General features: G+C 68.0%; 15 protein-coding genes. 3 read left to right on the top strand and 12 right to left on the bottom strand.

From position 1 onward, the window contains the following. Nucleotides 1-24 precede the first annotated feature (24 nt). From DMC61_RS15015 to DMC61_RS14985, 7 genes are all read right to left on the bottom strand, one after another. Nucleotides 25-642, bottom strand: coding sequence for an SRPBCC family protein (locus tag DMC61_RS15015; protein ID WP_125689787.1), 618 nt, complete (start codon nucleotides 640-642; stop codon nucleotides 25-27). A gap of 275 nt (nucleotides 643-917) precedes the next feature. Beyond that, nucleotides 918-1,526 (bottom strand): response regulator transcription factor, encoded by a 609-nt coding sequence (locus tag DMC61_RS15010; RefSeq protein WP_016336927.1) that lies wholly within the window; start codon nucleotides 1,524-1,526, stop codon nucleotides 918-920. Nucleotides 1,527-1,584: 58 nt separating this feature from the next. Further along, nucleotides 1,585-1,866, bottom strand: coding sequence for a DUF6235 family protein (locus DMC61_RS15005; protein ID WP_125689786.1), 282 nt, complete (start codon nucleotides 1,864-1,866; stop codon nucleotides 1,585-1,587). Between the two features lie 129 nt (nucleotides 1,867-1,995). Next, nucleotides 1,996-4,293, bottom strand: a complete 2,298-nt coding sequence (locus tag DMC61_RS15000; RefSeq protein ID WP_016336925.1) for an excinuclease ABC subunit UvrA — start codon at nucleotides 4,291-4,293, stop codon at nucleotides 1,996-1,998. Between the two features lie 149 nt (nucleotides 4,294-4,442). Then, entirely contained in the window at nucleotides 4,443-4,991 is a 549-nt protein-coding gene (locus DMC61_RS14995; protein WP_072030178.1) for a dihydrofolate reductase family protein, read from the bottom strand. Nucleotides 4,992-5,024: 33 nt separating this feature from the next. Further along, nucleotides 5,025-6,266, bottom strand: a complete 1,242-nt coding sequence (locus DMC61_RS14990) for a cytochrome P450 (protein WP_125689785.1) — start codon at nucleotides 6,264-6,266, stop codon at nucleotides 5,025-5,027. A gap of 16 nt (nucleotides 6,267-6,282) precedes the next feature. After that, nucleotides 6,283-7,431 carry an MFS transporter gene (locus DMC61_RS14985; RefSeq protein ID WP_125689784.1) on the bottom strand — a complete coding sequence of 383 codons (1,149 nt, stop codon included), beginning with the start codon at nucleotides 7,429-7,431 and terminating at the stop codon, nucleotides 6,283-6,285. Between the two features lie 301 nt (nucleotides 7,432-7,732). Here DMC61_RS14985 and DMC61_RS14980 point away from each other — a divergent pair, with 301 nt between their 5' ends. The 3 genes from DMC61_RS14980 (at nucleotide 7,733) to DMC61_RS14970 (ending at nucleotide 10,404) form a co-directional block, all read left to right on the top strand. After that, a complete protein-coding gene (locus DMC61_RS14980; RefSeq protein ID WP_125689783.1) occupies nucleotides 7,733-8,755 on the top strand; it encodes an ATP-binding cassette domain-containing protein in 1,023 nt (340 codons plus the stop codon). Then, complete coding sequence (locus DMC61_RS14975) at nucleotides 8,752-9,567, top strand: ABC transporter permease (RefSeq protein ID WP_063272317.1); 816 nt, start codon at nucleotides 8,752-8,754, stop codon at nucleotides 9,565-9,567. Before DMC61_RS14980 ends, DMC61_RS14975 begins: the two co-directional genes overlap by 4 nt. Nucleotides 9,568-9,651: 84 nt before the next feature. Further along, nucleotides 9,652-10,404 (top strand): class I SAM-dependent methyltransferase, encoded by a 753-nt coding sequence (locus tag DMC61_RS14970; protein WP_125689782.1) that lies wholly within the window; start codon nucleotides 9,652-9,654, stop codon nucleotides 10,402-10,404. Between the two features lie 191 nt (nucleotides 10,405-10,595). On the opposite strand, the gene DMC61_RS14965 is transcribed toward DMC61_RS14970, so the two are convergent. The 5 genes from DMC61_RS14965 to DMC61_RS14945 form a co-directional block, all read right to left on the bottom strand. After that, on the bottom strand, nucleotides 10,596-11,030 hold the full coding sequence (locus tag DMC61_RS14965) for an SgcJ/EcaC family oxidoreductase (protein ID WP_016336918.1): 435 nt from the start codon (nucleotides 11,028-11,030) through the stop codon (nucleotides 10,596-10,598). 12 nt (nucleotides 11,031-11,042) lie between these two features. Continuing rightward, the gene (locus tag DMC61_RS14960; RefSeq protein WP_016336917.1) at nucleotides 11,043-12,212 is read right to left on the bottom strand and encodes an acyl-CoA dehydrogenase family protein; all 1,170 of its coding nucleotides are present in this window, start codon (nucleotides 12,210-12,212) and stop codon (nucleotides 11,043-11,045) included. 76 nt (nucleotides 12,213-12,288) lie between these two features. Further along, entirely contained in the window at nucleotides 12,289-13,689 is a 1,401-nt protein-coding gene (locus DMC61_RS14955) for a cation:proton antiporter (protein WP_125689781.1), read from the bottom strand. A gap of 11 nt (nucleotides 13,690-13,700) precedes the next feature. Then, on the bottom strand, nucleotides 13,701-14,966 hold the full coding sequence (locus DMC61_RS14950) for an NAD(P)/FAD-dependent oxidoreductase (RefSeq protein WP_016336915.1): 1,266 nt from the start codon (nucleotides 14,964-14,966) through the stop codon (nucleotides 13,701-13,703). 38 nt (nucleotides 14,967-15,004) lie between these two features. Continuing rightward, nucleotides 15,005-16,393, bottom strand: coding sequence for an NAD(P)/FAD-dependent oxidoreductase (locus DMC61_RS14945; protein ID WP_125689780.1), 1,389 nt, complete (start codon nucleotides 16,391-16,393; stop codon nucleotides 15,005-15,007). Nucleotides 16,394-16,479 lie beyond the last annotated feature (86 nt).

Here is a 16,479-nt window from a genome sequence, read left to right as displayed (position 1 = left end):
CGGCGGGTGAGGTTCGCCCAGGCGTCACCGGTGCTCGGCGGCCTTCTTGAGGTCCTTCAGCCAGATTTCGAGGCCCTGTCCGAGCATCGCGGTGGAGCCGGGCACGTCCTTGTCGACCTGCGGGCCGGTGTGGCTCTCCTCGGTGCGGACGATGACGCCACCGGGCACCTTGACGAAGTTCCAGACGTGGACGCCGTCGATGTGCATGCCGCCGGGGCCGTCGAGCGGGCCGGTCCAGCGGATGCATTTGCCGAGCTGGAGTTGCCGGACGGTGGAAACGATGGTCACGTCACCGGGCGGGTAGGGCATGCCGGGCGGGACGGGGATGGTCCACTGGAAGCGGGAATGCTTGCGCAGCGGGCCGTCGTCCAGCCGCTTCATGGTGACGGGGATGACCGGGTTCTGCCAGGACGGCCAGGCTTCCACGTCGGTCTGCAGGTTCCAGATCGTGCGCAGCGGCGCCTTGATGAAGGTCTCGGTGCGGTAGTGCACCTTGGCCGATCGGTCGATGCCTTTTCCTTGGCAGGTAAGCGAAGTCGGTTTGGTGTGGTGGGCGGGGGCGGCCTGGGCCGGCGCCGTGACGCCGAGGACGCCCGCGATGGCCAGCGGGATGGTGAGCAGGGCCGCGCGCTTTCCGAACATGGTGCTTCTCCTTCGCTCGTTGTTATCGCTTGTTGCGATAGTTAGAGGCTATAGCTGTGCCGCTGTGAGCGTCAAGGTGAAGGTGAGAACCTCTAACCGAACGGGCAGAGGTCCGTGAAGGGCCCCGGGATCGGGGCGACGCCGACTGTGTGGATTTTGGGGCGTTGGATGACCAGAAATCCACACAGTCCCGGCGTGACAGGTCCGGTCATGAGGGGGTGTGTGGAAATAGAGACGTTGAACGTCCCTATTTCCACACACCTCTCAACGAGACGTCACAGCCATTCCGCATCGGTCGCGATACGGATCGCGTGCACCCGGTTGCGGGCGTTGAGCTTCGTGACGATCGCCGCCAGATAGTTCCGGACCGTGCCCGGCGACAGGAACAACTCGGCCGCGATGTCGGCGACGGTGCGCCCGCGCGCGGTCACCCGGAGGATCTCGATCTCGCGGGTGGTCAGCGGGCAGTCGTCGGTTTCCCAGGCGGCGAGCGCCAATTCGCTGTCGATCACCCGGCGGCCGATCGCGACCGAGCGCACCGCGTTGGCCAGTTTGTCCGACGGCGCGTCCTTGAGCAGGAAGCCGTTGACCTTCGCGTCCAGCGCGCGCCGGACCGTGCCGGGGCGGCCGAGGCTGGTGAGGATCAGCGTATGGCAGCCGGGCAGGCTTTCGCGGATCTCCATGGCCGCGGTCAAACCGTCCTTGCCCGGCAGGTCTATGTCGAGGATCGCGACATCGGGCCGGACGGATTTCGCCGTCGGAAGGATCTGGTCACCCGCGGCGACTTGGGCGACCACTTCGATATCGGATTCCATGTTCAGCAGGGCGACGAGCGCCCCGCGAACCATGTGCATATCTTCGGCAAGCAGCACTTTGATCACCACGAAGCACCTCGCACCCCAGTTCAGTGGCTCCGTCGCCATCCTACGGGATTCGCAGTGCTCAGAGCACGTCCATCTCTCGCGGCCAGTCGACGGGTTCCCTGCTGAGGCCGAGCAACTCGAATTCCGAACGCCCCCAATCGATCCGCACCCGGATCGCCAGCGCGGGCGCGACGGTCAACAGGAAGCAGCCGGGGCCGCCGCCGACTTTGAAAACACCGTAGGTCAGGAAAGCGGATCCGTCGCAGACGGCGAACAACGCGGTGAAAACCGTCGCGCGTTCGCTTTCCGGAATCGGATCCAGGCATTCCAGCCCGCCGGTCAGTACCAGCCGCACCGCCATCCGTGCCTCCTCGCCGCACCGGCTTCCAGCTTGGCCGCCGCCGAGGGCATGGGGCGTCTCGGATCCTGCGCCGAACGCGATGAAGGGGACGCCCCGCGCGGGACGTCCCCTTCATCGAAGAGCCTGCTGTCAGCCGGCTTGCTGGTAGCGCTTGAGGTACTCGCCGGTCAGTGAGCTTTCCGCGGTGAGGAGCTTCTCGGGCGGGCCGGTGAAGACGATCTCGCCGCCGTTCTTGCCGCCGCCGGGCCCGAGGTCGATGATCCAGTCCGCCTGTTCGATCACCGCCAGGTTGTGCTCGATCACCACCACCGTGTTGCCCGCGTCGACCATGCCGTTGAGCAGACCGAGCAGCATGTCGATGTCGGTCATGTGCAGACCGGTGGTCGGCTCGTCGAGGATGTAGACGTTGCCGCCGCCGGAAAGCCGGTCCGCCAGCTTGATCCGCTGACGTTCACCGCCGGACAGCGTGCTCAGCGCCTGGCCCAGCCCGAGATACCCGAGCCCGGTCTCGATCAGCGCGTTCACCTTCGCCAGCACCGGGGCCTCGGTGAAGTACTCCGCCGCCTGTTCCGCGGACAGCTCCAGCACGTCGGCGATCGACTTGCCCCGCAGCTTGTGCGCGAGCACCTCGTCCTTGAACCGGCGCCCGTCACAGCTCTCGCAGTGCGTGGTGATCGGGTCCATATAGGACACTTCGGTGATCAGCACGCCACGGCCCTGGCATTCCTCGCAAGCGCCCTGGGAGTTGAAGCTGAACAACGCCGCGTTCGCGCCGCTCGCCTTCGCGAAGAGCTTGCGCACCGGGTCCATCAGGCCGAGGTACGTCGCCGGAGTCGAGCGGGACGATGCCGCGATCGGCGTCTGGTCAACGAAGATCGCGTCCGGATGCGCCTCGCGGAAGACACCGGAGATCAACGAGCTCTTGCCCGAACCCGCGACACCGGTGACGGCGGTGAGCACACCGGTCGGGATGTCGACCGACACGTTCTTCAGGTTGTGCAGCGAAGCCCGCTTGATCGACAGCTTCCCCTTGGCCCGCCGAGGATCCTCCTTGACGACACCCGAACGCGCCAGCCCGGCCCCGGTCAACGTCTTGCCGGCGCGCAGCTGCCGGTACGTCCCCTGGAAGACGACCTCGCCGCCGTGCACGCCCGCGCGCGGCCCGATCTCGACGATGTGATCGGCGATCTCGATGACGTCCGGGTCGTGTTCGACCACGAGGATCGTGTTCCCCTTGTCCCGCAACGCCCGCAGCAGATCGTTGAGCCGCCCGACATCGCGGGGGTGCAGGCCGACACTGGGCTCGTCGAAGATGTAGGTCAGCCCGGTGAGGTCGCTGCCCAAGTGCTTGACCAGCTTGAGCCGCTGCCCTTCACCACCGGACAGCGACGTCGTCGCCCGGTCCAGCGAAAGGTAGCCGAGGCCGATCGCCTCGATGCGTTCGAGCGCGGCCAGCACGCCCTGCGCCATCGCGGCGGTCTGCTTGTCCTTGATGGACTTGATCAGCTCGATCAGATCGGTGATCTGCAGCTCGCACCACTGCGCGATGTTCTTGCCGGCCAGCTTGGTCGCCAGTGCCGCCTCGCTCAGCCGTCCGCCGCGGCAGGCCGGACAAGGCCCCTCGGTGATGAACTTCTCCGCCTGGGCGCGGGTCTTCTCGCTCATCGACCCGGTGTCACGCTTGAGATGGCGGCGGGTGAAGTTCGCGACCAGGCCCTCGAACGTCAGGGTCTGCGTCTTGCCGTTCTTGAAGGTGAGCTGGACCTTGCCCTCTTTGCCGTGCAGGAGGGTGTCCATCTCCTTCGCGGTGTACTTGTTGAGCTTCTTGGCCGGGTTGATGGCGTCGTGGTTGGCGTAGAACTGCCAGCCGGGGCTGCCGACCGGATAGCCCGGCACCAGGATCGCGCCCTCGTCGAGCGACTTCGTCATGTCGAGCATCAGCTCGGGGTCCGGGCGCAGCGCACGGCCGATGCCCTCGCAGTCGGGGCACATCCCGTTGGGGTCGTTGAACGAATACAGCGAAGGATTGCCCGCGCTGGGTTTTCCCTGACGCGAGAACAACACCCGCAGCAACGGGTGGATGTCGGCGACCGTGCCGACCGTCGAGCGCGCGTTCCCGCCGAGCGGGCGCTGGTCGACGATCACCGGGGTGGTCAGGTTTTCGATGCTGTCCACGTGCGGGCGTTCGTGCTTGGGCAGCTGGTTGCGGATGAACCAGGGGAAGGTGGCGTTCAGCTGACGCTGCGCCTCGACGGCGATCGTGTCGAACACGACGGAAGACTTCCCGGAACCCGAAACCCCGACGAAAACCGTGATCTGGTTCTTCGGGAGTTCGAGTGAGACGTCCTTCAGGTTGTTCTCGTGAGCGCCGGTGACGCGGATTCCCTCACCCGCCGGTTGCTTGGTCTTGCGGGCTGCGGCAGTCACAGAATTTCCTTTCCTCGCCGGTGCGCGTCAATGATCGCGCCTGCTCACCAGTATCGCAGCGCCGCCGAATGCCCGGTAGTCGATTCGTGTGTGATCGGGCCATGATCTCGTCACGACGGAACAGTGAAATTTTCATGGTCCCCGTGAATTCAGGCGCGGGTGTAGACGGCGCCGATGACGCCGGTTTTCAGCGCGTTCGCGCGGGTGAGCTTCAGCGGGATCTCCTTGCCCGTGCCGTCGAACAGTTTCGCGCCCTCGCCGGCCACCAGTGGCATGATGTTGAGCGCCAGTTCGTCCAGGAGTCCTTCGGCGAGCAGCCATTGGACGAGTTTCGGGCTGCCGGGCACCCGGATCGTCTTGCCGGGGCCTTCCTTCAGCCGGGTGATCTCGCCGGCGATGTCACCGGTGATCAGGCTCGTGTCCGGCCAGGTCAGCGAGGCTTCGTCCAACGTCGAAGAAACGACGTATTTGTGCGTGCCGTTGAGGAACGCCGCCATCGGGTTGCTGTCACCCTGCGGCTTCCACATCTCTTCGAAGGCGAGGTACGTGTCCTTGCCCATCAGAATGGCGTCCGAAGCGGCGAGGCTCTCGGCGATGCCTTCGCTCATCTCGTCGGACCAGTACTGCCCCATCCAGCGATCGGGCCGTTCGGCCACCCCGTCCAGGGACATGAACAATCCCGCGGCGATTTCACGCATGACGAACTCCTTCGTTGTCCTTCAGGCCTGTGTTCAGGCCGCGGGCCGATCTTCCCACCGCCGCGCGCGACGCTCCAAAGGATCGAGCACACCGGAAGAAGTCCAGCGGACCGGCAGCGCGGACAATGCGCGCATCGTCGGGGAGACGGTCCATTCCAGGGAATCTTCGGGTACGGCGAGGCAGAGTTCCGGCGCACGACGGGAAAGCGCGCGCAGCGCCGACTGGATCTCGACCCGCGCGAGGTGGGCGCCGATGCAATGGTGCGTCCCGTGCCCGAACGACAGATGCCTGCCGTTCCGGTCCATCGCGAACCGGTCCGGATCGGCGAAGACCTCTTCGTCGCGGTTGACCACCGGCAGCAGCGCGGTCATCAGATCGCCGGGCTCGATCCGGGTGCCCGCGATGGTGACCTCCTCCGTCGCGACCCGTGTCATGCTGAAGTTCACCGCGGGGCTGTACCGGAGCGTTTCCTCGACGGCCGCGTCCAGCAGCGCCGGGTCCGCGTCCAGCGAGGCCAGCAGGCCCGGCCGCGAGATCAGGCAGAACACCGCGTTGGCGATCTGCGCGGCCGCCAGCGCGTGCCCGTCGAAGAACAGCGACGCCGCCAGCCCGGTCAGTTCCGTTTCGTCGAGCGCCCCCGAGCGGTGTGCCTCGATGAGCTCGGCCATCAGCCCGGACGGCGGGTCTTCGGTGTCGGCGAGCATCATCGCGACCTCGTCGTGCAACAGCAGTTCGCCCTGGTAGACGGCGGATCGCGGGGAGCCCGGCTTGCCGAGCCGCGCGTTCGCGCGTTTGCGGACGGCTTCGCGCCGCGACGGCGGCACACCCAGCAGCTCGGCCTGCGCGGTGAAGGTCAGCGGGGCGCAGAAGTCGGCGATCAGATCCGCGGTGGGATCCGTGTCGATCAGCCTGTCGAGCAGCCCGACGGCGGTGGTTTCGACGTAGTCGCGCAGCTGCTCCGCACGGCGGGCGGAGAACGCGCCGCCGATCAGCTTCCGGATCCGGGTGTGCCTCGGCGGGTCCAGGTCGGTCACCGACATCCGGGTGGCCGGACCGCGCGGATGGGTCGTCTCGGCCAGCACGGCCCGGCTGAACCGCTTGTCGCGCAGGAAATCGCGCGTTTCGGAATAGCCGCTCACCAGCCATTCACGGCGCCCGTCGCGCTGTCGTGAACCGAACGGGCAACCGTCGGGGATGTCGTCCCCGACGAGCTGCCGTCGCTGCCGCCCTTCGGCGAAGTCCGAGCCTCCGCGACCCCCTGTTACGTCGCCCATCGGGTCCATCCTCCGATCATCGATTCCGTGCGGGCACGCGCAGCGCGAGCAGGCAGACCGCGACCGAGGCCACGGACAACGCCGCGATGGCGACCCGCAGGTCGGTGTGCCCGGCGATCTGGCCGACCACCGCCGGGCCGAGTAAGAGGCCGACACTGGCCAGTGACGCCGCCGAGCCGATCACCGCGCCGCGGTCCTCCGCGGTCGCGCCGCGCCCGATCAGCCCGTAGACGGTGGGCGTCGACACCGAGATCGCACCGCCGACCACGGCGGTGCCGAGCAGGCCGTGCACCGGCGCGTCGGCCATCGACAGCATCAGCACGCCCACCCCGGAAAGAGCGCCGGAAGTGAGCAGTACCAGGCGATCCGACACGCGGCCGGACAGCCAGTGCCCGCCGAACCGGCCCAGCGCCATACCGGCGGCGAAGATGCCGGGCGCGGCCGCGGAGATCCCGACCGGCGCACGGGTGATGTCGGCGAGGAACACCGCGCTCCATTGCTGGACGCCGCTTTCCACGACCATCGCCAGCGCCGCCAGCAGGCACAGCAGCAGGACCGCCGGGCCGAGCCGCAGGCGCCGTCCCGGTTCGCGCCCCTGCCGCACCAGCCGCCCCGGCACGGAATTCCGTGCCGCGATCGCACCGAGCACGACCAGTGCCGAAAGCGTCAGCGCGATCACTTCGGCCGGCACTCCCGCGGTCCGGGCCGCCCCGGTGCCGAGGCTGCACGTCAACAGGCCGATGCTGAACAACGCGTGCGCGCGATTCATCACGCGGGGCCCGTCGCCCGCTTCGGCGGACGCCGCCAGCGCGACCACGACGACATTGCAGGCACCCGAACCGAATCCGAACAATCCCAGGGTCAGGAACAGGGCCGGAACGGATCCGGCCAATGCCGGTGTCGGCGCGATGAGCGCGAATCCGGCGAAGGTCGCGACCGCCACCGGGCGGCCGAACCGGTCGAGCAGGCGGCCGATCGCGAACATCGCCGGCATCGCGGCGAGCGCGCCGATCAGCAGCGCGGCGCCCAATTGCGCTTCACCGGCGCCGGTGGCGTGGCGGACGTCCGGCAGCATCGAAAGGTACGGGCCCCACAATGCGCCGTACGCGGCGAATCCCGCGAAGACCGTGCTGGTCCGCGGGGCTGCGGTGACGACGGCGACCATGAGACGTGACGGTCCTTCCCGTGCTGATCTGCGGTATTTCGCCGAGAGGCGGACATTCGCAGGTTAGCAGCGGTATTCGGGAACGGGCCACGATTATTTACCGCATTTATGGAGAAGGACGCCGGGGCGTCCGTCGGTATTCTCGGCGAAGGTGCGGTTTTTTCACGATGGGACAATCATCCCAAAAATGAAGAATTCATACCCGGAAGGTTAACCATTCACTGCTCCCACGCCGCACTTCCTCGCATGATGTAACCGCACGAGAGTGTCTCCGTTGTGAGGAACAGGAAGGTAGTGCGTCATGTTGCAGAACGTCGAACCCGCGACCGCGTCGAGGGCCGGCCCGCGGGGGACCGAGACTGAATTCGCGATCCACGCCGAAGGGCTGGTGAAACGGTTCGGCGAGACGACCGCGCTCGACGGGGTCGACTTGACCGTCCGTTCGGGCACCGTGCTCGGGGTGCTCGGCCCGAACGGCGCCGGGAAGACCACCACGGTCCGGGTCCTGTCCACGCTGGTGACACCGGACGAGGGCCACGCCACCGTGGCCGGGTACGACATCGAGAAGGACGCCCACCAGGTGCGGCAGCTGATCGGCTTGACCGGTCAGTACGCGTCGGTGGACGAAAGCCTGACCGGTGTCGAAAACCTATTGCTGATCGGACGGCTGCTCGGCCTCTCGCGGCGGGCGGCCAAGGCCCGCGCGCACGAGCTCCTGGAGCGGTTCTCCCTCACCGAGGCGGGTGGCCGCGCGGCGAAGGGTTACTCGGGCGGTATGCGCCGTCGGCTCGACCTGGCCGCCAGCCTGGTCGGGGACGCGCGACTGCTGTTCCTGGACGAGCCCACCACCGGTCTCGACCCGCGCAGCAGGCTCGAGCTGTGGGACGTCGTACGCGGCCTGGTCGCCGACGGCGTCACGGTGCTGCTGACCACGCAGTACCTGGAGGAGGCCGACGCGCTCGCCGACGAGATCGTGGTCGTCGATCACGGCAAGGTGATCGCCAAGGGCACCCCGGACGAGCTCAAGGCCAGCACCGGCGCCCAGCGCCTGACGGTGCGCGGCGCCCAGGCGGGCGACCTCGAGAAGGTCGTGCGGCTGGTCGGCGAGATCGCCGGCGCGACGCCGGACGTCTCGGGCCAGGTCGTCAGCGTCCCGGTCACCGACCCGGCGGCCCTGCCCGGCGCGGTCCGGCGGCTGGAGGAGGCGGGCATCGTCATCGGCGAGCTGTCCCTGCGCAGCTCCAGCCTGGACGAGGTGTTCCTGAGCCTCACCGGGCGTCCGGCCGAGGAGCCCGCCGAAGAGACCGAGGAGGAGATCCGATGACCGCCGCGACCACGACGCTGCCGCCGCGGCAGTTGTCGGCCAGGGTCGGGTTCTTCCAGGGCATCTCGCAGATGTTCACGCTGGCCTGGCGCAGCACCGTTTCGGTCAAGCACGAGCCGAAGCAGCTGGCCGACATCAGTTTCCAGCCGATCATCTTCACGCTGCTGTTCACCTTCGTGTTCGGTGGCGCGATCTCCGGTGACCGGAGCGCGTACCTGCAGTTCATGATCCCCGGCATGCTGGTGATGAGCATGCTGTTCGCGACCATCAACGTCGGTATCGGCCTCAACACCGACCTGTCCCAGGGCGTGTTCGACCGGTTCCGTTCGCTGCCGATCGCGCGCTGGGCGCCGCTGGCCGGCCGGATCATCGGCGACCAGTTCAAGCAGGTCTGGTCCGTGCTGCTGGTGGTCGGTGTCGGGCTGCTGCTCGGCTTCCGGCCGGAGAAGGGTTTCCTCGGCGTGCTCGCGGCCGGGTTGCTGCTGCTGGTGTTCGCGATCGCGTTCTCCTGGGTGCCCACCCTGGTGGGTGTCGCCGCCGATCAGGCGGAGAAGGTCCAGGTGTTCGCGTTCGCGGTGATCCTGCCGCTGAACTTCGTCAGCGGGGTGTTCGCGCCGGTCGAGACGATGCCGTCCTGGCTGCAGGCGTTCGCCGAGGTCAGCCCGGTGGCGATCCTGCTCGAGGCGTGCCGCGGACTGATGAACGGTGGCGACGACGTCACCTCGGCGGTGATCTGGTCCCTGGTCTGGGCGGCCGTTATCGCGATCGTGTTCGGGGCGCTTTCGGTCCGTGCCCTGAAGAAGCGGATCTGACCAAACGCCGCTCGATCACCGGAGCCGTGACGCGTGCGCGCGCCACGGCTCCGGTGTTTCGGGGGCACTGCCCGGGGAGCGCCGATGGACGAGCTGGACTACAACACCTGCAACGCCACCTTCCGCAGCCTCACCGACCAGCAGCGGCTGATGGTCGAGGAGACGTCGAGGCTGATCGGTGCGGACGCCGATCTCGAACTGACGTCGTACGGCTGCGGGTTCGGCATGTTCGAACTGGAGCTCATCGCGCGCGTGCCGCGGAGAACGGTGTGGTTCCAGGGCGTCGACACCAACGGCGAAGCGGTCGAACGACTGCGCGCGACACTGGCGGAGCTCCCGAAGGTGCGGGGCCATCGTGTCCTGACGGCGAGCATGGCGGACGTCGCCGACCTCCGGATCACGCCGACCGAGTACGGCCTGTTCGTCCAGTCGCTGTGCTATCTCGGCGCGGACGAGGGCATGGCGGTGCTGAAGGAGGCGCGCAACCGGCACCGGCGGCTGGTCGTCGCGGTGCCCCCGCTGAACCGGCTGAACGGCCCCTTCGCGGAATCCCTTGCGCGGCAGGGCATCGTGCGGCCGTTGTTCGCGCGGACACTGGCGGAGGAACTGACGCGGTTCGGCGTCGAGTTCCGGTCCGCCACGGTGGGCGCGGAGATCACGGTGCCGGTTTCCGAGCCGGCGCACCGTCTTCTGGAGTTCCTGACCTTCGCGCGGCATCAGCCCTGGCGCGGCGGGACCGGGCGGGCCGAGCTGCTCGACGCGGTCGCCGGGCTGGGCACGGTTACCGCGGGGTGCGTGCGGATTCCGCATCCGGTCGAGGTTTTCAGCATCGGCTAGGTGCGCGGTGCCGGCCATCGGTGGTGGTGAAGGCCTCCTTCCCTACTTTCAGGGTAGGGAAGGAGGCCTTCACGGACTCACCTTGCGCAACCCCGCCCACCGCGCAGCCGTAACCCGAAGCACGACCCACCGGACAGGGCGGAACCCGGGCCCTGAGGAGGGGAGGCCCGGGTTCCGAATGGGGGAGGGGCTCAGACAGTGCCCGGCTTCGGCAGCTGCTGCTTGGCCGGAGTGTTCTGATAGGACGCCAGCTGCCACGCGCCGTCCCGCTTGACGACGGTCCACGAGGCGCGGATCGACTGGGAGTCCGCGACCTCGGTCTCGCCGGGGCCGAGCACCCCGCCCTGCGTGATCAGGACGCCGGAGTCCGGGGTGAAGAAGCGGATCTCCAGCGGACGCCCGGTGACCTGCGTGCCCTTGTAGTTGCCCGCGAACGATTCCACCAGGAACGCCCGGATGTCGTCGCGGCCCTTCTTGAACACACCGGGAAGGATCATCGTGCCGTCCTCGGTGAAGACGCCGGCGAAGGCGTCGGCGTCGTGGTACGCCCACGCGGCGATCACCTTCTGGGTCAGCGCCGCGATCGCCGCCTGGTCGGCGGCCGTGCCGGTTTCGGTCGTGGTCATCGGAGGATCCTCCTAGATGTAGAGGGTGTTGGGCTCGAGCCCGCAGAGCACGCGGCCGTACAGCTCGGTGTTGGTGTTGGGGTGCATCAGCGCGTGGAGGTTGACCGCGGCGACGTCGCGGGCGATGCGCTGGATCGGGATGCCGTGGTAGATCGACGAGCCACCGGAGGCGGACGCGAGGATGTCGATGCCCTCCTTGGCGCGGCGGACCACGGCGCCGAGGTCGGCCCGCGCGATCGCGCGTTCTTCGAGTTTCCACGGGGTGCCGTCCTCGGTCTTCGTGTCGACCAAAGTGGACAGACGGTGCGCGTGGAACCCGGCCTCGTCGATCTTCAGCGCCGCTTCGGCCACCTGGTGGTGCGTGATCGGGGCCTCGCGCTGGGAATCGTAGGCGGTGTAAGTGATCTTGCGGTCCGGCAGGCGCTTGAGGAAGGTGTCCTGCGCGCTCCGCGCCATCCCGACCAGCGTGCCCACCGAAGACGCCGAGGCGACCGGGAGCAGCGGCGCCCGGTAGATCGAGGACGACGCCCCGCCCTGGCCTTCGAGCACCGCCGGCAGCGGGAGCACCCGCTCCGCGGGGATGAAGACGTCCTGGGCCACGGTCGAAACGCTGCCGGTGCCGCGCAGGCCCGAGGTGTCCCAGTCGTCCACGATCAGCAGGTCCGAGATCGGCACCAGCGCCATGATCGGGTACGGCTCGCCCTCCGGCGGCACGAGGATCGCGATGATCTCCTGCCACTGCGCGTGCAGGGCCCCGCTGATGAAGCCCCATTTGCCGTTCACCACGACCCCGCCGTCGACCGGCGCTGCCATCGCGGACGGGCTCAGCGTGCCGCAGACGCGCACGTCCGGGGTGGCGAACACCTCGTCCTGCACCGCCTCCGGGAACTGGCAGGCCATCCAGGTCGGGATCCAGTACACCGAGGCCACCCAGGACGTCGAGCCGTCGGCCCGGCCGATCTCGGTGGCGACGTCGACCAGGGTGCGGGTGTCGGCCTCGTAGCCGCCGTAACGCTTGGGGCGGCGCAGCTTGAAGACGCCGGCCTCGGCCAGTGCTTCGATGGATTCCTCGTGTACCCGCCGGTTCTGTTCCTGCCAGGCCGAGTGCTTCTTCAATGCGGGTGCCAGTTCGGCCACGCGGCGAACCAGTTCCTCCCGCGTCGGAACATCGGTGCTCGACACCTTGACCTCCTAGATCGTCGACTGGTCCAGCTTCGCAGCGGGCGGACGCCGGGTCGTCTTCCCGTTTGCCGGTGCGTCAGGCTGCCGCACGTTCGGAGGTGCGGCCGACGAAATCCACCACGTTCCGGCCGTCGCGGCGGGCGAACCAGGTCGCCAGCGGCGCCGCCATCGCGGTCGAGACCAGCGCCATGATCACCAGCATGGTGAACAACGTCGGGGACAGCACGCCGAGGTCGAGCCCGATGTTGAGCACCACCAGTTCGGTCAGGCCGCGGCAGTTCATCAGCGCGCCCACCTGCAGCGACCGGTTCCAGTTCTCGCCGACCGCCCGCGCGGCCAGCGCCGAGCCGCCGAACTTGCCGGCGACGGCCACGAGCAGGATCGCGGCGCACCAGAGCCACGCACCAACGCCGGAAAGCAGGCCGAGGTCGGTGCGCAATCCGCTGTAGGCGAAGAACAGCGGCAGCATCAACGCCGTCGTCAGACCGCCCGCCTTGTCGTGCAGCCAGGTCGCCATCGGGTTGTCCCGGGGGAACACCACGCCGAACACGAACGCGCCGAACATCGCGTGCACGCCGATCCACTCGGTCGCCATGGCGCACAGCAGCACCCCGACGACCGAAAGCGGCGCGACCCGGTGCAGCCGCGCCGCCGAAGCCCCGGCCACGAACTTCCGCAGCAGCGGCCGGACCACCAGGCCGAGCAACGCGACGAACACCGCGGTCAGCACGACCGTCAGCACCACCCCGACCAGTGACGACGCCGTGGTCAGCGCGATCACCAGCGCCAGCAGGCTCCACGCGGTCACGTCGTCGACCACGGCGCAGGTCAGCGCCACCACGCCGATCTCGCTGCGGAAGAGCCCGATCTCGTGCAGGATCCGCACCAGCACCGGCAACGCCGTGATGCTCATCGACACCCCGAAGAACAGTGCGAACGGCAGGAATCCGCCGCCTGTCCCGAACCGGGTGTAGGCGAGCATCGCGAGCCCGACGCCGAGCAGGAACGGCAGCGCGATGCTGACGTGACTGACGACCAGCGCGAGCCGTCCGCGGCCGCGCAGCAGCCTGGTGTTCAGCTCCAGCCCGGCGAGGAACACGAAGAAGATAACGCCGAGCTGCGCCACGACATTCAGTTGCGGTACCACCGCCTTCGGGAGCAGCACGGCCGCGCCCGAAGGCCACAACGCGCCGAGCACCGACGGGCCGAGCAGGATGCCCGCGGTGATCTCACCGATCACCGCGGGCTGCCCGATCCGCTGGGCGAGCCACCCCACCACCTTGCAGGCACCGATCACCACGGTGATCGCCAGCAGCAGCTGCACCAGCGAAGGTCCGGTCGCCTCCTTCGCGGTGGCCGCCCCGGCGCCGCCTTCGCCCTGCCCCAGCAGGACGATCGCGGCCACGACGGGGACCACGACCAGTCCTATGTAGACCAACAGCGCCCGGCGGCCGGGACGGCGTTCGATCTCCACCATGTCCCTTCCGCTCAGGGTTCGGTGACGTTCGCGACCAGATCGTCGAGGTTGATCTTCAACAGCGGGTGCTTGCCCGACAGCCCGGAGATCAGCGTGACGAAGTCGGTGCTGGGGGCGTGGAGCTGCTCCGGGTCGACGATTTCCTGCGCGAGGTCGTAGTAGTACTCCTTGTACTTCGTCCGGTCGTAGAACCGCTCGACGAAGTTGCGGATCTCGTCGAAGAAGGCCCGGTAGTTCCCGGCGTACCGGTCGAGCGCCTTCTCCTCGATGGCCGGGTGCTCCAGGATCCGGTTGACCACTTTGGACAGTGAGCTGCCCGCCAGCGTGGCCAGCGCGACCCCGGTGGAGAACAGCGGGTCGACGAACGCGGCCGCGTCACCGACGAGCACCCAGCCGTCGCCGTAGAAGGTTTCGTTGGTGTAGGACCAGTCCCGCGCCGTCCGGTACCCGGCGTGCTGACGGGCGTTGGCCAGCAGCCCCTTGAGCCGGGTGGTCTTGTCCCGCTCGCGCAGGAAGAGCTGCTCCAGCGACTGGTCGTCGGCGTTCGCGAGATCCGACTTGGTCACGTAGCCGACGCTCATCGTGCCCTTGTCGATCGGGATGCCCCAGAACCAGCCGTCGGCGGTGCCTTCGATGAGGATGTTGGTCCACTCGTCACCGGGCAGCCGGTCGCAGTTGTCGTAGTAGGTCCAGACCGCGACGTTGCGGAGCTCGTTGTGCCAGGTGATGTCGCTGAACTTCCGGCCGATCACCCGCGACTGGCCGGACGCGTCGACGACGAGCGACGCGCTGGCCTCGTAGTCGCCGGCCGAGCCCCGCAGGGTGAACCGGACGCCGGTGACGCGGCCGGTGTCGGACTGGATCACGTCCTTGACCGTCGTCTCCTCGACGACGTACGCGCCGAGCTCACGGGCGCGGTCGAGGATCAGCGTGTCCAGGTCGGCGCGGCGCGTGTGGTAGGCGTAGGTGCCTTCCGCGGCCTTCATGAACGAGAAGTTCCATGGCACGTCCCGGTTTCCCCACACCAGGCTGCCGCCGTACTTGCGCTCGAAACCGCGTGCCTCCATACGGTCGAGCAGGTCCAGCTCCTGCAACGGGCGCATGCCGACCGGGATCAGGGATTCGCCGATGTGGTAGCGGGGAAAGCGTTCGCGTTCGAGGACCAGGACCGTACGCCCCTCCTTCGCGAGGAGACCGGCGCAGGTCGCGCCCGCCGGGCCGCCGCCGATGACGATGACGTCGAACCGCTCGGGCATACCGTGGAGCGTGGCTGACATGAGAAACCCTTCCTGGGCCGATGGAGGAGTGGAGGCGCTCACGCGCGCCGGATGCCGATGTGCGGCTCGTAGCTCAGGTACAGCCCGTTGATCGCCTTCTCGGGCTTCTCCGGAGCCTGCTTGTGCTCGTGGACGCGGTTGAGGTTGTCCAGCGGGTTGTGCTTGCCGCTCTCCTCGCCGAACAGGTGGCCCTGGATCCGGCGGTAGACCTCTTCGGTGTCCTCGAGGTCGGCGATACCGGTGACGAACCGGTCGAACGCCGCCTGCACGTCCATCCCTTCCCAGTCCTTTTCGGACAGTTGCTGTGCGCGGAAGAAGTGGTGCTCCTTGCCGCGGTAGCTCTCGTAGAAGGTGGACACCAGCACCAGCAGCCGCTCGTAGGCGCGGCGGTAGACGACCTCGTAGAAGTCCCAGGCCTCGCGTTCGCCGATCTCGCCGCGGATGACGCTGCTGATCGCGGCGGTGCCGATCAGGGCGCTGTAGGTGCCCAGGTGCACACCGGTCGACAGCAGCGGGTCGAGGAAGCAGGCTGCGTCGCCGGCGAGCAGGAAACCGGGGCCCTGGAACCGCTCGGCCGCGTACGAATAGTCCTGCTCGACCTTGACCTCGGTGACCTGCTCGGCCTCGATGAGCAGCTGCTGTATCGCCGGACAGTCGCCGATCGCCTTGTGGTACACCGGATCCACGCCGCCGAGTTCGTTGCGCGCGGCGTTGAAGGAATCCCTTCCGGTGACCAGCCCGACGCTCATCGTGCCGTCGGGCAGCGGGATCCCCCAGAACCACCCGTCGCCGACCGAGGCGACGGTGATCGCGCCGCTCGGCCCGCGGTCGAGCTGCTTCGCGTCCTTCCAGTACGACCAGGCGGCGACGTTGCGGAAGACGTTGTGGAACTTGCGGTTCTTCAGGTACTTGGTGGCCATCACGCCGCCGCGGCCGGAGGCGTCGACGAGGTAGTCGAACTCGATCCGCCCGCTGTTGGCCGGGTTCTTCGCCTCGGCCCAGTGCGCCGCGACGGGGCGGTCGCCGTCGAAGTCGAGCTTCTTCACCGCGATGCCCTCGGTGACGTCGACGCCGACCTCGCGCGCGTGGTCGAGGAGGATCTTGTCGAAGTCGGCGCGGATGACCTGCCACGCGCTGGTGCTGCCGTCGCGGCCGTGCGGCCGGAAGCGCACCTCCCATTCCTCGGGACCCCAGAAGTAGTAGGCGCCGCCCTTGGGCTGGAACCCGGCCGCGGCGATCTTGTCCCAGACCCCGAGCCGCTCCAGGATCGGACGGCACGAAGGCAGCAGCGATTCGCCGATGTGATAGCGCGGGAAGTGATCCCGCTCGAGAAGAGTGACCTCGAAGCCCTCTTTGGCCAGAAGCCCGGCCGCGGTGGAGCCCGCCGGTCCACCGCCGATCACGAGGATCTGGGTCGTTGCGCGCATGACACCTCTCCAACTACGCCGACAGCCGGAATTACCTGCCCGAAGCTAACAACCGCGAATGGAGATCCACTCAAGAACCGGTTGCC

The organism is Amycolatopsis sp. WAC 04169 (genome assembly GCF_003947535.1).
GTDB lineage: Bacteria > Actinomycetota > Actinomycetes > Mycobacteriales > Pseudonocardiaceae > Amycolatopsis > Amycolatopsis keratiniphila.
This window is presented reverse-complemented; position numbering and strand designations above follow the sequence as displayed.